The sequence below is a fragment of the Panacagrimonas sp. genome (assembly GCF_965216805.1).
Taxonomy (GTDB): Bacteria; Pseudomonadota; Gammaproteobacteria; order Nevskiales; family Nevskiaceae; genus Panacagrimonas.
The window spans coordinates 337,136-353,436 of record NZ_CBDCGN010000002.1 but is presented as its reverse complement, the minus strand read 5'-3'; the positions used below and the strand labels follow the sequence as shown (position 1 = coordinate 353,436).

Annotated in this window: 16 protein-coding genes; 7 read left to right on the top strand and 9 right to left on the bottom strand. The window is 67.4% G+C overall.

All coding sequences use genetic code 11. The features are described from left to right. Positions 1–58 precede the first annotated feature (58 nt). From ACOOHP_RS01665 to ACOOHP_RS01655, 3 genes are read left to right on the top strand one after another with little or no spacing between them, the layout of a single operon-like run. A complete protein-coding gene (locus tag ACOOHP_RS01665) occupies positions 59–616 on the top strand; it encodes a twin-arginine translocation pathway signal protein (protein WP_420464728.1) in 558 nt (185 codons plus the stop codon). A gap of 11 nt (positions 617–627) precedes the next feature. Next, positions 628–2,250 (top strand): GMC family oxidoreductase N-terminal domain-containing protein, encoded by a 1,623-nt coding sequence (locus ACOOHP_RS01660; protein ID WP_420464727.1) that lies wholly within the window; start codon positions 628–630, stop codon positions 2,248–2,250. Continuing rightward, the gene (locus tag ACOOHP_RS01655; RefSeq protein ID WP_420464726.1) at positions 2,247–2,915 is read left to right on the top strand and encodes a glutathione S-transferase; all 669 of its coding nucleotides are present in this window, start codon (positions 2,247–2,249) and stop codon (positions 2,913–2,915) included. Before ACOOHP_RS01660 ends, ACOOHP_RS01655 begins: the two co-directional genes overlap by 4 nt. A gap of 57 nt (positions 2,916–2,972) precedes the next feature. Here ACOOHP_RS01655 and ACOOHP_RS01650 read toward each other — a convergent pair whose 3' ends face one another. Genes ACOOHP_RS01650 through ACOOHP_RS01640 form a run of 3 tightly spaced genes read right to left on the bottom strand, consistent with a single transcriptional unit; the run spans position 2,973 to position 4,548 of the window. Then, positions 2,973–3,518, bottom strand: coding sequence for an HD domain-containing protein (locus ACOOHP_RS01650; protein ID WP_420464725.1), 546 nt, complete (start codon positions 3,516–3,518; stop codon positions 2,973–2,975). 44 nt (positions 3,519–3,562) lie between these two features. After that, complete coding sequence (locus ACOOHP_RS01645; RefSeq protein ID WP_420464724.1) at positions 3,563–4,033, bottom strand: NUDIX domain-containing protein; 471 nt, start codon at positions 4,031–4,033, stop codon at positions 3,563–3,565. A 53-nt stretch (positions 4,034–4,086) separates the two neighbouring features. Beyond that, entirely contained in the window at positions 4,087–4,548 is a 462-nt protein-coding gene (locus ACOOHP_RS01640; protein WP_420464723.1) for a YiiD C-terminal domain-containing protein, read from the bottom strand. 117 nt (positions 4,549–4,665) lie between these two features. Here ACOOHP_RS01640 and ACOOHP_RS01635 point away from each other — a divergent pair, with 117 nt between their 5' ends. Then, the gene (locus tag ACOOHP_RS01635) at positions 4,666–6,459 is read left to right on the top strand and encodes a patatin-like phospholipase family protein (protein ID WP_420464722.1); all 1,794 of its coding nucleotides are present in this window, start codon (positions 4,666–4,668) and stop codon (positions 6,457–6,459) included. A gap of 52 nt (positions 6,460–6,511) precedes the next feature. Here the strand turns inward: ACOOHP_RS01635 and yrfG are convergent, their stop codons facing one another. After that, positions 6,512–7,195: a GMP/IMP nucleotidase gene (yrfG, locus tag ACOOHP_RS01630; RefSeq protein WP_420464721.1), complete on the bottom strand. Its 684-nt coding sequence runs from the start codon at positions 7,193–7,195 to the stop codon at positions 6,512–6,514. Between the two features lie 83 nt (positions 7,196–7,278). Here yrfG and cysQ point away from each other — a divergent pair, with 83 nt between their 5' ends. The 3 genes from cysQ (at position 7,279) to ACOOHP_RS01615 (ending at position 9,784) form a co-directional block, all read left to right on the top strand. Further along, complete coding sequence (cysQ, locus tag ACOOHP_RS01625) at positions 7,279–8,082, top strand: 3'(2'),5'-bisphosphate nucleotidase CysQ (protein WP_420464720.1); 804 nt, start codon at positions 7,279–7,281, stop codon at positions 8,080–8,082. Between the two features lie 17 nt (positions 8,083–8,099). Further along, a complete protein-coding gene (locus ACOOHP_RS01620) occupies positions 8,100–8,774 on the top strand; it encodes a lysophospholipid acyltransferase family protein (RefSeq protein ID WP_420464719.1) in 675 nt (224 codons plus the stop codon). Between the two features lie 98 nt (positions 8,775–8,872). Then, the gene (locus ACOOHP_RS01615) at positions 8,873–9,784 is read left to right on the top strand and encodes a hypothetical protein (RefSeq protein WP_420464718.1); all 912 of its coding nucleotides are present in this window, start codon (positions 8,873–8,875) and stop codon (positions 9,782–9,784) included. A gap of 29 nt (positions 9,785–9,813) precedes the next feature. Here the strand turns inward: ACOOHP_RS01615 and ACOOHP_RS01610 are convergent, their stop codons facing one another. From ACOOHP_RS01610 to ACOOHP_RS01590, 5 genes are all read right to left on the bottom strand, one after another. Beyond that, positions 9,814–11,148, bottom strand: coding sequence for a hypothetical protein (locus ACOOHP_RS01610; RefSeq protein ID WP_420464717.1), 1,335 nt, complete (start codon positions 11,146–11,148; stop codon positions 9,814–9,816). After that, positions 11,141–12,454 carry an NADH:flavin oxidoreductase/NADH oxidase family protein gene (locus tag ACOOHP_RS01605; RefSeq protein ID WP_420464716.1) on the bottom strand — a complete coding sequence of 438 codons (1,314 nt, stop codon included), beginning with the start codon at positions 12,452–12,454 and terminating at the stop codon, positions 11,141–11,143. The genes ACOOHP_RS01610 and ACOOHP_RS01605 overlap by 8 nt, the downstream gene beginning before the upstream one ends. A gap of 157 nt (positions 12,455–12,611) precedes the next feature. Continuing rightward, entirely contained in the window at positions 12,612–14,765 is a 2,154-nt protein-coding gene (locus ACOOHP_RS01600) for a bifunctional metallophosphatase/5'-nucleotidase (protein WP_420464715.1), read from the bottom strand. Positions 14,766–14,914: 149 nt separating this feature from the next. Then, a complete protein-coding gene (gene mtnC, locus ACOOHP_RS01595; RefSeq protein WP_420464714.1) occupies positions 14,915–15,595 on the bottom strand; it encodes an acireductone synthase in 681 nt (226 codons plus the stop codon). Next, positions 15,592–16,164 carry a 1,2-dihydroxy-3-keto-5-methylthiopentene dioxygenase gene (locus tag ACOOHP_RS01590; RefSeq protein WP_420464713.1) on the bottom strand — a complete coding sequence of 191 codons (573 nt, stop codon included), beginning with the start codon at positions 16,162–16,164 and terminating at the stop codon, positions 15,592–15,594. The genes mtnC and ACOOHP_RS01590 overlap by 4 nt, the downstream gene beginning before the upstream one ends. Between the last annotated feature and the right edge of the window lie 137 nt (positions 16,165–16,301).

Genomic DNA, 16,301 nt, shown 5'->3' with positions numbered 1-16,301 from the left:
TCCGGCGATGAATTAAACGGACGGACTTTTCCAGCGCGATCCGTAGGGGCACGCCGCCATGACATCCACAGACCTTGCTGATGATTCACGCCGGGAATTCCTGCGCCTGGGGCTGAGCGCCACCGCCGTACTTGCCACCGCGGGCCTGGCCGGCAGCCTCGTCGGCTGCAGCACACGCGAAACCGCCGCAGCCCAGGGTTACACCGTGCTGCGCGATGCGGACCTGCAACTGCTGCGCGCTTTGACCCCGGTGGTGCTCGAGGGTGTCACCCTCACGGCCGCCGACCTCGAGCAGGCACTGCGCATCGTCGACAACACCCTGGCGCAAGCGCAGCCACCGGCACTCAAGAGCCTGTTCCAGTTGTTCGACCTGCTGCATCTGCGCCTCACGCGCTGGGCGGTGGCGGGCATCGCGTCGCCCTGGAGCGAGGCCACGGCGGAACAGACCGACGCCTTTCTGCTGCGCTGGCGCAACAGCAGCATCGGCCTGCTCAACGCCGGATATCGCGTGCTGACCAAGCTGTGCGCCGTCGGCTATTACGGTGGCCCGCAAGGCGCCCAGGCCAGCGGCTATCCGGGGCCGCTGGAGTTCATGTTCAAGGCCGTCAACGCCTGAGCACCATCACCATGGCCATCGACGATCTCTACACCGCGGGCATTGCATCCGGCTGGAGCGTCACCGACGCCGCCACGCTGCAGAACAACCAGACGCTGGAAGCCGATGTCGTCATCATCGGCACCGGCGCCGGCGGCGGCACCGCGGCCGACATCCTCAGCGCCGCGGGTCTGCAGGTGCTGATGCTGGAAGAAGGTCCGCTGCAGACTGCCGCGCAGTTCAAGGACATGGACGAGCAGCGCGCCTATCGCGACCTCTACCAGGAAGGCGCTGCGCGGATGACGGCCGACGGCGCCATCTCCGTTCTGCAAGGACGCTCCGTCGGCGGCACCACCACCGTCAATTGGACCTCCAGCTTTCGTACCCCGACGCAGACGCTGGCGCGCTGGGCCGACGCGCATGGCGTGATCGATGCCGACGCCGCCAGCATGCGGCCCTGGTTCGAGCAGGCCGAGTCGCGTCTGGGTGTCGCACCCTGGGCCGCTGCGCCCAACGCCAACAACGCGGTGCTGCGCGATGGCTGCGACAAGCTAGGCTGGGAATGGCACGTTATTCCCCGCAACGTGCGCGGCTGCTGGAACAGCGGTTACTGCAGCGTCGGCTGCCCGGTCAACGCCAAGCAGGGCATGCTGGTCACCACCCTTCCGGCCGCACTCCAACGCGGCGCTAGCTTGATCTACCGCGTTCGCGCCCAGCGTCTGCGTTATCGCGGCGATCAGGTGCAGGACCTGCAGGCCGTCGCGCTCGGCGCCGACGGCACCACGCCGAACGGCGTGACGCTGACCATCCGCGCGCGCCACTACGTTGTCGCTGGTGGCGCCATCAACAGCCCCGCGCTGCTGCTGCGTTCCGGCACGCCCGACCCCTACGGCCGGCTGGGCAAGCGCACCATGATCCATCCGGTAGTGCTGACCCTGGCCGAAATGCCGGATCGCGTCGATCCGTACTACGGCGCGCCGCAGTCCATCGCCAGCGACCAGTTCCAATGGCAGCCCGACGGCGAACTGCCCGGCTTCAAATTGGAAGTGCCGCCGATCTTTCCCTTCCTGGCCTCGGCCATTTTCGGCGCGCACGGCCCGGCGCTGACCCAGGGTATGCAACTGCTGCCGCATCTGAACGCCTTTCTTGCGCTGCTGCGCGACGGCTTTCATGACCACAGCATCGGCGGCGAGATCCGTGTGGACGCCGGCGGCATGCCGATCCTGGATTACCAACTGAGCGACTACCTCTGGCGCGGCGCGCACCGCGCCTACCTGAAGATGGCCGAAGCGCAGTTCGCCGCTGGCGCCAGGCGTGTCATGGCCGGTCACCTGGACAGCCCCTGGTACCGCAGTTGGGCCGAGGCGCAGCGCGGCATTGCCGACCTGCCGATGAAGAAATTCCGCGCCGGCGTGTTCACCGCGCATCTCATGGGCGGCTGCGCGATGGGGAGCGACGCAAAGACCTCGGTCTGCGACAGCCACGGCCGCCACCATCAGGTACAGAACCTGTCGGTGCTGGACGGATCGCTGTTTCCGACCAGCATCGGCGCCAATCCGCAGTTGTCCATCTACGCGCTGATTTCCAAGCACGCCACCCGGCTCGCCGCTCAGCTCAGGCCGGTGACAGCGCCCAGTACCGAGACCGTTTCATGATCGTCGTCCATCATCTGGAGAATTCCCGCTCGCAGCGCGTCATCTGGCTGCTTGAAGAGTTGGGGCTACTCTACGAAGTCAAGCGCTACGAGCGCGACCGCAAAACCATGCTGGCACCGCCGGAACTCAAAGCGGTGCATCCGCTGGGCAAGTCTCCCGTGATCACCGACGGCGAGGTGGTCGTCGCGGAATCCGGAAATATCATCGAGTACCTGGTCGAGACGCACGGTGGCGGCAAGCTGATTCCTCCTGCCGACACTGCAGACCGCCTGCGCTACCGCTACTGGCTGCACTACGCCGAAGGCTCGGTGATGCCGCTGATGGTCATGACCCTGATCTTCAGCCGCCTGGCGCCGATGTCGCCCGCATTGCTTCGGCCGCTGATGCGGGCCATTGAAGGCAAGGTCAAGACCGCCTTCCTCGGGCCGCAGATCAAGCTGCACCTGGACTACCTGGAATCTGAGCTGGGCCGGAGCGAGTGGTTCGCAGGCCCGGAATTCAGCGCCGCCGACGTGCAGATGAGCTTTCCGCTGGAAGCGGCCGCCAGCCGCGGCGGACTGGACGCCTCGCGCCCGCGGCTGGCCACCTTCCTGCAAAAAATCCATGCCCGACCGGCCTACCAGCGCGCGCTGGCCAAGGGCGGTCCGTACCAGTTGCTGCGATAGGGGGCCGACCGCGATCCGCGGCGGAGCGCCGGCGGCGAGCGTCGACCCGGCCCAGCCTCAGAACCGCATCATCGGCATCGGGTGCAAGGGATCGCGCATCAGTTGCGCGCCGGTGGCGCGCATCAACAGCTTGTGAAAACCAGCGTTGGGAAAGCGCGCCTTCACCTGTCCGATGAACTCGCCGGACAACCCGAAGCGCAGCAGGCCCAGCGACACGTCGATCCAATCCGCCTTGCGGAACGGCTCTACCAGCGGCCCCGCACTGGCACCGGCAGTCCGCAGCTTGTGATGCTCCATCACCATCGCCTCGATCTCGGCCAGCCACTGCGACTTGCCGATCTGTTCCAGGTACTCCGCCGCCAGCTTGCGCGAAGGCTCCAGGTAATCCAGCGTGCCCACGGTCCACACGCCGATGTCGTGAAACGCGCAGGCGATGCCGATCTTGTCGACAGCCTCGGCGTCATCACCGCAACCGGCCAACTCGATGCAGAAATTGGCGACGCGGTAGTTGTGGTTGGTGTAGGGCTGACGCGCCGGACCCAGAGTGTCGGCGTAACGTTCCAGCAAAGCGTCCAGCGATTCGATGCGATCGACGATGGCCATCGTGTTTCTCCCTGCCTGCGTAGGTCGGTTGATTTGCCCCTGAATCAGCCCGCGCCGCGGGCCCAGCCCACCACCTGCGGATCGTAGCCCTTGGCCTGCAGCCAGTCGCGCAGCGCGTAGCCGGTACCGGCCTCCCAGTAGCGCACGTCCTCGAAGGCGTCCAGGCGGTAATCGTTGAGCTCTTCGTTGAGCCGGATCGTCCCGGTGGCCGGCACGTGGTAAGCGATGATGAGCTGGTTCATGCGGCGGAATTCGTAATGGCCCACGAAGGTGGCGTCCTGCGCGTCCAGGTTCAGCTCTTCCTTGACCTCGCGCATCACCGCCTCGCGCGGATGTTCGTCGCGCTCCAGAAAGCCGGTGATCAGCGCGTACCACTCCTTGGGCCAGGCAACGTTGCGTGCCAGCACGATCCTGCCCTCGTACTCGACGATGGCGGCGACCACCGGCGTGGGGTTGTCCCAATGCACGTATCCGCAACCGGTCGCTTCGCAGGCGCGGCGTGGGGTGCCGTTCATCTCGACGGTTTGCAGGGGCTGGGCGCACTGCGGGCAAAAGCGGAACGCAGGATTCATGGTCGGCGGCGGTCGGATTCGGGATCCAGCGCAGTGTAAAGCCCGCGGTGATGGGCCACCTCCACCGCACCCACGCGGATGACCGTCTGCAGCGCCTGCCGCATGCGACCCTGGCGTCGATAGCCTGCGAACAGCGCGTCCAGCGTGTCGGCGTCGCACACGGTTTCGGCCACGCAGTCGCCATTGGCCGGCGCTAGGAAATCGCACTCGCTGCGCTTGCCGACCAGCTTCACCGGCAGGCCGGCGGCCGCAAAGCGCGCATGCAGCAACATCCACGCGGTGGCCAGACCCAACGCGGTGAGCGAGCCGCCGAACACGGTGCCATGTGGATTGAGGTTGAGCGCCAGCGGCAGGCCCACGCGGATCGAGCGCGCGTCCAGGTGCAACACCTGCAGGCCCATGTGCCGGCTCACGGGGATGTGCGCGTGCAGACAGGCGTTCAATTGGGTCGTGGTCATCGGCCGACGCTATCCGAGCCGCGTCGGGCGCTCAACTTCGCGCGCACCCGTCGGCACCGGCGCCGACATCTGACGCAGCGATAGGCCGGCTAGACTTCCGTCCGGGAGGAGCCTCGCTTGGACATCCGCGCATTGCTGGCCGAAACCAGTCTGCTCGCAGGCATGCCTGCGGCTGCGCTGGACCAGCTTGCCGCGCGTACCGAGGTGGTGGCGATCCGCAGCGGCCAGGTGCTGATCGAGATCGGCACCTCCGCCGATCACCTCTACATCCTGGCGGTAGGCCGCCTGCGCGTGCGCCTGGCCGACGGCACCGTGGTCAACGAGATCGGCCGTCTGGAACCGGTGGGCGAGATCAGCCTGCTGTCGGGCGAGGCGCGCTCGGCCACCGTCTATGCGGTGCGCGATTCCAAGGTGCTCAAGATTGATCGCGCCGCGATGATGCAGGTGTTCGACGCTCACCCCGCGGCGCTGCTGGAAGTGAGTCGCACCGTCATCGAACGCCTGCGCCAGAACCAGCGCGCCGCCACGCTCGCGGCCGGGCGTCGCTGGCGCTCGTTCGCGTTGCTGTCGGCCAGCCCGGGACTGGACCTGGCGGGCTTTGCGCAGGACCTGCTGCAGACCTTGGCGAACTGCGGCTCGGCCGAACTGATGAACGCCGCGCGGGTGGACGCCGAACTGGGCGTCGGCGCGGCGCAGACCCCCATTGGTGGCGGCGAGGCCGAAGACCGCCTGATCCAGTGGCTGCAGTCGCGCGAGATGGCCAGCCGTCATCTGCTCTATGTCGGCGACGGCGACACCAGCGCGTGGTCGCAGCGCTGTCTGCGCCAGGTGGATCGCGTGCTGGTGCTGGCCGACGCCCACCAGGAACCCGCCGCGCCGCACCCGACCCTGGACATGCTGCGCCGCAGCGGCGTGCGCGCACCGGTGGACCTGGTGCTGCTGCGCGCGCACACCACGCCGCCCGGTCGCGCCGCCGTCTGGCGCGATCGCGTCGGCGCCGGCGCACATTACTTCGTGCGGCCGCATCAACTGCGCGACGTCGCCCACGTCGTGCGCAGCCTGACCGGGCGCGCGCTGGGGCTGGTACTGGGCGGCGGCGGCGCGCGCGGCTTCGCCCACATCGGCCTGATCCGTGCGCTGGAAGAAACCGGTATCGAGATCGATGCGATTGGCGGCACCAGCATGGGTGCATTCTTTGCCGCGCTGCAGGCTTCCGGTTTCAGCAGCTACGAGATGCTGCGCATCGCGCGCGACACCTTCGTCAGGCGCAACCTGCTCAACGATTACCTGTTTCCGTCGGTGGCGCTGATTCGCGGCCGCAAGTTCCTGCGCCGCATGCAGGAGATCTTCGAGGATCGCCGCATCGAGGATCTGCGCACGCCGTTCTTCTGCGTATCCACCAACCTCACGCGCGGCTGCGCCCAGGTCCACGACCGCGGCCCGCTCAGCACCTGGCTGGCCACCAGCATGTGCATCCCCGGCGTGGCGCCGCCGGTGGCCTATCGCGGCGATCTGCTGGTCGATGGCGCGGTCATCAACAGCCTGCCGACCGACGTGATGCAGGACCTGGAGCGGGGCCCGATCATCGCTTCCGACGTCAGCACCGAAGGTGGCATCGGCGCGCCCGGTATCGAGGGCCCGGATCCCGAATGCCTGTTGCGCTGGCAGGCGCAGGGCAAACGGCCGAGCCTGTTCTCCATCCTGTTTCGCACCGCCACGTTGACCAGCGAATCGGGCGTGGCGGCGCGCGCCGCGCGCGCCGACCTGTACCTGCGCATGCCGGTGGGCGGCATCGGCGTATTCGACTGGAAGCGCATCGACGAGCTGGTCGAAATCGGCTACCGCCAGGCAATGGAAAAGCTGCCGGAATTCCAGGACAGCGTGCTGCGGCCGGTGCAGGCGCGCGACTGAGCTCAGGTCACCGACAATGCACGCGGTTTTGTTGCCTGCAATGAGCGCGCGCTCAGACGCGATGCAGCGGCGGCACCGGCAACAGTTCATGCAGGCGCGCCACGCTGAAAAAATCCTCGAACACATGTGGCGGCCGGGTGGTGTCGGGGTGGGTCATCGCCACGATCTGGCCGATGCCGAACCTGCGCGCCGCTTCCAGCACCCGACGGCTGTCGTCTGCGAACAGGCAGCGCGCGGCGTTCATGCCGTACCGATCCCGCAGACCCTGCCAGTAGCGCGGGTCTTCCTTGGGCGCTTTGAGATCGTCGGACGAGACGATGTGATCGAAATAATGTGCCAATCCGGTCTGCGCCAGCTTCGGTCGCCAACTGTCGGGATGCGCATTGGTGGTCAGCCACATCGGCCGGCCGCTGGCGCGCACCGCGTCCAGGAACGCCACGCTGCCCTCCAGGATGCCGACGCGGTCGCGAAACTCATCGTGCAGCGCAGCCAGATCCACCCCGGTCAGACGTGTCCAGTAATTCAGGTCGTACCAGGGCAGGGTGTGCGCCACCGACATGAACTGCGGCGCCAGTTCCGCCCGCGCCGCTTCCAGACTCAGGCCACGACGTTCGGCGTAGCGGCTGGGTACGGCCTGCATCCAGATGAAATTGTCGAAGGCCAGGTCGAGGACGGTGCCGTCCATGTCGAGCAGGACGCATTCCACGACCGACCAGTCGGGAGGGGCAACAGGCATGTTCGAAAAAACGAGTGAAGGGCCCGCGCGGTCGTGCGCGCTCAGTCCTCTATCATAAGCGGTCACCCGACCCCTTCCGCTGCATGAATCCCGCCGAACTACTGCACCCGGTGTTCGACATTGCGCTCGAAGCCGGCCGCCGCATCATGGCGGTCTACCGCTCGGCCGACTTCGGCGTGACGCACAAAGACGATGCCTCGCCGCTGACGCAGGCCGATCTCGCCGCGCATCGCTGCATCGTCGAGGCGCTGGCGCGGCTCACGCCGGACACCCCGATCCTGTCCGAAGAGGCCGCCGACATCGGCTTCGACGTGCGCAGCCGCTGGACCCGCTACTGGCTGGTGGACCCGCTGGACGGCACCAAGGAATTCATCAAGCGCAACGGCGACTTCACCGTCAACATCGCGCTGATCGATCACGGCTATCCGCTGCTCGGCGTGGTGCACGCGCCGGCCCTGGACCTGAGCTATCTGGCCGCGGGCGAGGGCGGGGCCTGGAAGCTGGTCGACGGCCAGCGTCAGGCTATCCGCAGCCGTCGCACGCCCACGCGGCCGACTCTGGTGGTCAGCCAGTCGCACCAGGACGCTGCGCTGCAACGCCTACTAGCGGCGGCACCACCGCACGAGGCGCTCAGCCGCGGCTCTTCGCTCAAGTTCTGCCAGATCGCCGAAGGCAGCGCCGACCTGTATCCGCGCACCGGCCCGACCTCGGAATGGGACACCGCCGCCGGCCAGTGCGTGGCCGAGCAGGCCGGCGCGCAGGTGCTGCAACTGCCGGGCTTCCAGCGGCTGACCTACAACCGCAAGGATTCGCTGCTCAACCCCTGCTTTGCAGTGCTGGGCGACCCGCAGCACAACTGGCGTTCCTTGCTGGAGACGGTGTCCTGAACACCACCACCGCCGCCGTGACCGAAGACGAACCCGCGCAACTGCCGCTCAAGGCGCGCATCGCCGGCTGGGCGCTGGCCCAGGTCATGCGGCTGATCTACTTCACCAGCCGCAAGACCTTCACCAACCTGGCCACCCTGCACCGGCACCTGGACAACGACCAGCCCTTCATCCTGGTGTCCTGGCACAACCGCAACATCCTGGCCTGCTTCGGCTACCTGGCTCATGCCCGGCGCGGTCGACGTTTCCGACCGCTGGCCAGCGCCTCGCGCGACGGCTCCCTGGCGGCGGCGGCGATGCGCTCGCTGGGGGTTGAATGCATCCGCGGCTCATCCAGCCAGGGCGGCAGCAAGGCCCTGCGCCAGATGCTGCGCGCGGTCAAGCACGGGCACGACCTGGGCATCACCCCCGACGGTCCGCGCGGCCCCAAGTACGTGGTGCAGGCCGGCGTCGTGACCACTGCCCGGCTCACCGGCATCCCCATCATTCCCATGGCCTATCAGGCACAGCGCCGAAAAATCCTGCGCTCCTGGGATTCGATGATCGTGCCCTACCCGTTCAATCGGCTGCACTTTGCCTACGGCGAGCCCATCCACGTCGGCAAGCACGCCGACGAGGCCGAGCTGGAACGCTGCCGCCAGGCGGTGGAGCGGGAGCTGATGCGGCTGGTGGCGCTGGTCGAAACCGTGTAGGGGTTCATGGTCATTTATTTGCCAGCGCCGCCTACGAGCTTTGCGACGACCGTGCTAGCGTGCGCGGATTGACTTTTCTGAACAGGGTCGGCAGCCGCATGCGGGACGATTTCGAAGCCACGTTCGACGAACAACTGGTGGCCATCCAGGCCGAGCCGGTGGAGGTCTATGTCCCGATCGAGGGACTGCCGCCGACTCTGGAACAGACCTCGACCACGCCGCACTTCTGCTTTGGCTATCCCGCCCCCGATCACTGCGGCGACAACCCGGCGGCGATCCTGCGCGAACTGGACTGGGACGCCGACTCACGCCTGCGTGCCGCCGCCATGATGCGCGACTACAGCGATGCCCGGGCGACCCGCGACGCCATGCTGTGTGGTGTGGACGATGCCGCCCAGCTCGGCATTGCGCGCATCCTCGGCGTGCTGATCTGCGCCGAGGAATCGGCCATCAACATCTTTCATCACGAAAGCGGGCGGCTGGATGCGCAGCGCGCCGCCAGCGAACAGCGCGCCCTGCGCGAAATCGAATCCGAAGAGCGCGTACACAACTGGCTGATCCAGCAAGCGCGCAGCCATTACCCGCAACCGGACGACATCGACGCCGTGCGCCGCCGCACCAAGCGCCTGTTCATGCGTGTGGCCAGCCGCGACCTGGGCGAACACTTCGCCCGCATCACCGGGCTGGATTCAGGGGTATGCATCTCGCTGTCGGCGCTGCTGGGTTCGCCCAAGGTGCGGCGCGCCAACGGCTTCGCACGGCTGATCAAGCACATCCGCCACGACGAGGCCACCCACGTGCGCAAATCGCGCGACCATGCGGTGGACCTGGGCTTCAACTCGGCCAATTTTCGCGACTGCTACGAGCTGACCCGCACCGGCATGGTGGACATGCTGCGGCCGATCTCCAGCTCGTTCGAAGCCCTGGATGTGGACCCGGAAAAACTGTTCGGGCGCCTGCTGCGCTTCCAGGGCCAGCGCGATGGCGAGGGTCGTGGTCTGATCGACTAGAGCCAGCCGAGTCAGACCACGCCGCGGCGCTACTCCACCCCGGCCCAGGTCTCGCCGAATTCCTGGATCAGATTCAGGCCCATCCCCGGGAACCAGCGCAGCGCGGTATCGCCCAGCAAGCTCGACGGACCCACCGCCTGGTAGACCAGCCAGTTGCGCCACTTCCAGCCGCGCATCGCGCGGTTCAAGTGCGCCTGAGGTTCGACGCCGGCGATCAGCGCCTCGCCCGCAACGTACGCGGCGAGGCCGGCGCGCAGCATGCCGTCGCCACAGATGATGGGCGTGCCGGCGTTGGCGAGCTTGGCCAGATCCAGATAGCCCTCGGTGTGCTCGTGAATCGCGCGCCAGTCGGAGCAGGGAATCATGGCGGTGCCCATCGTGTCTGCGGGCGACACAGGCTCCAGTCCCAGCGCGGCGGACACACCGAGCAGGTTGTCCTTCATCACCTCGATCTCGGCGTTGCGATGCAGGTCCACGCCGCCGCGCACCACCTTGTAGAAAATGCCGTAGTAGCGCGCGTCGGGCGACAGCGGGTCACGCAGCGGATACCAAACTGAGGCGTCGAGGCTGCCGTTGCGACGACGGCCGCACAGCATGCTGGTGTTGTCGGGCAGCACGCGCCTCGATCTGCGCTGCGGATCGGCGAACGGCAGTTGCGCGGCCACCACGAACTTCTTCGGATTCGGTGGAATCCCGCCCGCGCCGGGTAGTGCCATCGGCTCGGTGACCACCACGAACGGCTTGCTGCCCCGCGCAAGGCCCCTGCAATCGTCTAGCGAAGCCGGCTTGGTCGAATGCCAGGCGATGTCCAGCCCCGCCATGAAATCGTAGATGGCGCCGGACATGTGCGAGTTGCGCACGCCGTAGGACAGCACCCGGCCGTCGTGATCCCAGCGGCTCATCCACTCGCCGGTCGGGCCGATCTCGTAGCGACCCTCGCGGTCACGATCGAAGCGCGCCGCGATCTGCCGATTGCTCGCGACCTCGGCCTTGTGCGGGCCGTAGAGGTGCTCGATCAGGTCCGCGCGCGGAATGCCGAGACAGGCGGCGAAATAATCCAGCGAGCGCGCCCGCAAGGTGAGTCCGCCAATCAGGCGCGGATTCTGTTCCGGCGGCTTACCGACGATTGTGACGCGGCCTGCGAACGCCGGGCTGCGCGCCAGTCGCGCAGCCAGGCACAGGCCGCCGATGCCTGCGCCGACGACGATCACGCTGTCGTAGCGCGGGCGCTCGACGATGGGCCGGCCGCTGACCACCCAGTCCGGCAGTCGCGCATCGCGGCCCGCGATGGCGGCGGCGCGGCGCTGGTCCGGCGCGAGGGGCGCAATGGGTGATCGCAGGTTTGGCGCGTCGGAATCAGCCATGGCCAACATACCTCGGCTCCTCGCGTTCTAGTGGCGGCTTGCGTCGCCGCAGCAGCAGCGCGCGCACCATCTCATCGGTCTGGAAGATCATGAAACACAGCATCGGCCACAGCCCCAGCTTCGGATTCATGCCGCGACCGAGCAGGAAGATCTGCACGTAGTACCAGGCCTGCTGGCCGAACACCTGGATCGGCCACAGCCACATCGGCGTGCTCTGATTGCCGGACATGACCTTGAGCGTCTGCTCGAAGCGCGGGGTCTCCGCGACTTCGGCACGCAGCAGCTTGCCGACGATCTCCGGATCGCCGCACATCGGACGCGCGATGCCCACCACGTCGGTGTCGCCGGATTCGATGGCCGCGCGCATGCCGGCGCGGGTGCGAAAACCGCCGGTGACCATCACCGGCATCTTCGCGATGGCGCGCACTTGCTTGGCGTATTCGAGGAAATAGGCCTCGCGTTTGGCGGTGCTGCTCTCGCCCTGCGCGGTCTGCGCATCGCCGCTGAAGCCGAGCAGGCGCGGCTGCTCGTAGGAGCCGCCGGAAATCTCCAGGAGGTCCACGCCTTCGGCATTGAGCATTTCGACCAGCTTCAGGCAATCGTCGAACTCGAAACCGCCACGTTGGAAGTCCGCGGAGTTGAGTTTGACCGCAACCGGGAACGAGGGGCCCACGCGCTTGCGAACGGCGCGTATGGATTCGAGCAACATGCGCGCGCGATTTTCCAGCGACCCACCCCAGGCATCGATGCGCCGGTTCACCGCCGGCGACAGGAAGGAGCTGAGCAGATACCCGTGCGCGGCGTGAACCTGCACGCCGGTGAAGCCGCTGTCCTTGGCCACGCCGGCCACGGCCGCCCAGCGGCAGATCAGCTCGCGGATCTCGGCGTCGTTCAGCGCACGCGGCTTGCGATAGGTGCCGAGAATCCTGAGCTGCACCGGCGACGGCGCCAGCGGCTCCCAGGTTGCGTACCAGGGCGCCTGCCGGCCAGCGTGCGAGATCTGCATCCACAGGTGATTGCCGGCGACGGTGCCGGCCTGCGCCCACAGCTCCAGCATGCGGCGTCCGCCGTTGGCGTCGATGGCGACATTGCCCGGCCGCTCCAGCACGCGCTTGTCGATCTGCACATTGCCGGTGATGAGCAAGCCTGCGCCGCCCAGCGACCAGCGCTCGTACAAACGGCACAGGCGCGCGGTGGCGCGCAGATAACGATCTGCCAGCCCTTCAGTCATCGCGGCCTTGGCGATGCGATTGGGCAGTGTCACGCCGCAGGGCAGTTGCAGCGACTGGCCCAGCACCTCGTCCATGAAGTTCTCCTCCAGGCATCCGGCGGCGTCATCGCTTCTGCAGGCGTCGATGATCAACCGGCCACAACGCGCAGTATCCGGATTTTCCGCTCGGAAATCTGCGCTGGAGAAGTCGATGGGGGTCATCCCTGAGCCGGCAGGGTGACCCCGGAGGAGCCTACGGCGCGATCACCGTATCGTCGCGGCGCGACAGGTTCTGGATGCGGGTGTCGTCCTCGGCCGTGGTCTCGCTTGCCGCAAAGGGCGAATCCGCCTGGAAGCCCGCCTGCAGAAATTCGGCGAGCGCATCCTGCTCCGAGCCGGGCTCGGCAAAGGTGGCGCCGCCCGCCGCGTAGGCGGCGTTGTTGAGCAGGTCGACCCGCGCCGGGCTGGTGGCCAGGCCAAACGGATAATCGTCGCCGCCGTCGGCCAGAAAGCTCAGGGTGGTGACGCGGAAGGTGCGCGCCGGATCGCCGACGATGGCGCCGTTCTGCACCACCACATCGGCACTGCCGCCCTCGGCGGCGCCGTTGCTGTCCAGCACCACCAGCGAGCGGATGCGGCTGCCGCTGTTGGGCATGCCGGCCTGGCGCGAGGTCTGTGCCGGATCGAAGCTGAAACGGATGCCGCCCACCTGCGGGAAACGCCCGGCGCCGTCGAACTCGCCGCTGATGCCGTGTTCCAGCGCGTCCTTGAGCTCGGCCGCGCTCAGGGTCAGCAGGCTCAGCGCGTTGTTGAAGGACAGCGCATTCTGGATGTCGAACTGCGACACGCCGCCGGCCGGCTTGCCGGCTGCCGCAATCGCCTCGGTCGGCAGCAACTGCGCCTGCAGCGGATCGCTGCTGCCCGCCGGCACCACGATGCTGCCGATCGGCGCGCGAATGCCGCCGCCGTTCTTGATCGACACGCTGGCGGTGGGATCGACCACCTGCGCCGCGGCGAGGTTGGCGTCGGCGGTCAGATTGCCGAGGTTGGTTTCTTCCTGGCGCACGCCGCCAAAGACCTCGCCGTTGCCGGTCACCGCACCGCGATTGCCGTTGAGATACACCGTGCTGATGCCCTGCACATTGCCTTCGCGCGCCGCCAGCACCGTGCCCAGCGCAGCGGCGATCTCGGCGACCTCATCGATCGGATCGGGACCGCCGAGCGCCACTACGCCAGCGTCGTCGGTGGCATAGGCGCCGCTGACCTCGTCATCGATGGTGTCGGGCAACAGCAGGCCGTTGTCGTCGAAGCCCACCGTCAGGCGACCGACGTAGCGGTACTGGCCGTCGGTGTTGACCAGCGCCACCGGGTTGCCGTCGGCGTCTTCGAGCAACTCGGGATAGTCGCGCACCGCCGCATCGCCGACGCGCAGGCGATCATTGCCATCGGCGAAAATCGAATCCGAGCCGCCGCCGACCACGATGTCGACGCCGCTCAGGCGCGGGATCAGGCCCTCTTCGATGCTGATCTGCTGCATGTGCGCCAGCAGCACGATCTTGTCGACGCCCTGGTCCAGCAGCGGGTCGACCGAATCCTGGATCACCGCGGCCAGGGCATCGAGATCGGCAGCGTCGGGGCTGGCGGCAAAGCCCGCCGGCGTGATGGCGATATCGGCGCCCGGCGAAGAGATCGAGGCCAGGGTCGGGGTGGTGGCACCGACCACGCCGATGCGCACGCCGTCGACTGTGATCACCACGCTGCGGGCGATGCGCCCGGCCTGTGGCGCGGCGCCGTCGGCCACCACGCGGTCGGACAGCTCGGCGTCGGCAGAAAAATCGAGATTGGCCGACAGATACGGAAAGCTCTGCCCGGCATAGCCGTCGGCCGGCTCGATCAGGGCCGCGATGCGCGCAGGGCCCTGGTCGAACTCATGGTTACCCATGGCCGCGGCCTGGAAGCCCATGGCGTTGAGCATCAGGATGTCGCCGCGTCCGCTGCAGTCCACCGTGTCGCCGCAGCCGGCGCCGAGCAGCGGGTCCACGCTACTGTCGTTGCTGGCCGAGAAGAAGGGGCTGGGGATGTAGTTGTCGCCCGAGGACAGCACCAGACTGTTGTCCGGCGACTGCGCACGCAGCGCGTCGAGGACCGCCGAGAAGCGCGGCGCATCCTCCACCGCGTTGCCGGCGCCTTCCATGTCGGCGGCGTGGATCAATTGCAGGGTGAACGTTGCGGCCGGCGTAGGCGTCGGGGTTGGCGTCGGGGTTGGCGTCGGGGTTGGCGTCGGCGTCGGGGCTGGCGCGGGCGCCGGGCTCGGGCTGGGCGAGGGAACTGAATTGCGATTGCTGTCACCGCCGCAGGCGACCAGGCTCAGGACGAGGGCGGGAGCAATCAGGCGGACGACGCGCATTGCCGGAATATCCAGGACAGAAGAAGACCCTGGACGCTAGCGGGCCGATGTGACCGCGCCTTGAAAGCCCGATGAAGACAGCGTGACGAGGAACCCGCAGCCGCCACGATCACGCCCCGCGCGGCGCCGGCCTCTGGAAACGCCGAGCCTCAGCCGGCGAGCACGCCCGCAAAGTCGCGCGCCTGCGGATGCGACGGAGAAGGGATGGTCTTGTCGTCGCGGATCAGTTGCAGGGTCTGCAGGCCGGCGGCGCGCGCCGCATCCAGTTCTTCGCCGACATCGGATAGAAACAGCATCTCGGCGCCCGCATGGCCGGTCAGGCGCAGGATCTCGCGGTACGAGGCCGCCGCGCGCTTGGGCCCGACGCGGGTATCGAAGTACCCGGAGAACAACGGGTTGAGGTCACCATAGTCGGTGTGGCCGAAGATCAGTTGCTGCGCCTCCACCGAACCCGAGGAATACACGAACAGCTTGAGCCCCTGGGCGTGCCAGCGGCGCAGCGCCTCCGGCGTGTCGGGATAAACGTGACCCTTGAGCTCGCCGGCGGCGTAGCCTTGCCGCCAGATCAGGCCCTGCAGGGTTTTCAGCGGCGTGAGCTTGCGGTCCTCGTCGATCCACTGCTCCAGCACGTCGGCAGCGTCATCCAGCGACAGATCGCAGTGCTCGAGAGCTTCCACGTCGTCGATGATCTGCTGGATCTGCGTCTGCCCGGCCTGCGCGCGCAGGAACGCGCGCAGGTGCTGGCGGGCGTACGGAAACAGCGTCCGGTGCACAAAGTCGATCGACGACGTGGTGCCCTCGATGTCGGTGAGAACCGCGCGCAACGTCATGCCGCGCGGGCCAGCGGGTAATGCGGTGCTTCGAGCTTGGGGAAACGGTCGGCGATCTTGTCGCCGGTGAAATTGGCGACCCAGCCTTCCGGCGTGGTGAACAGGCGGATCGCCTTGAGCTGGGGGTGCGGGCCCAGGTCGAACCAGTGGGTGGTATGGGCCGGCAGGTTGAGCAGATCGCCGCGCGTGCACAGGGTGGCGTACACGCGCCCGCCCTTGCGGATGTTGAACAGACCCTCGCCTTCCACGAAGAAGCGCGTCTCGAAATCGTCGTGGGTGTGCTCGCTCAGGAATTTCTCGCGCATGGCCTGCTTCTGCGGGTGATTGGCGGTCAGGCTGATGACGTCCACCGATTGGAAACCGTATTTCTTCATCAACTGGTCGATGGGGCCGCGATAGGCCTCGATCACTTCATCCTGCGAGGCCATGGCATCCAGTTGCCGCGACGCTTCCCAGCGTTCGAATCCCACCTCGATCTCGGCCAGGGCCGCCTGGATGTCGGCAAACCGGGTCAGCACGCGCTCGGCCTGCTTGGGGTTGTTTTCATCGTAGATGCGCAGTTCGCTCATGGGGTGTACTCCTCTCAACGCGGGCACCGTGTTGCACCCGGATCATCTTAAAGGCGCCGATTGCGCCCGTTACCTACCGTCGGTCCGGACGCATCGCGCCCGTCTGTGCCGCTATCGCGGCCCGCGCCTTGCACAGG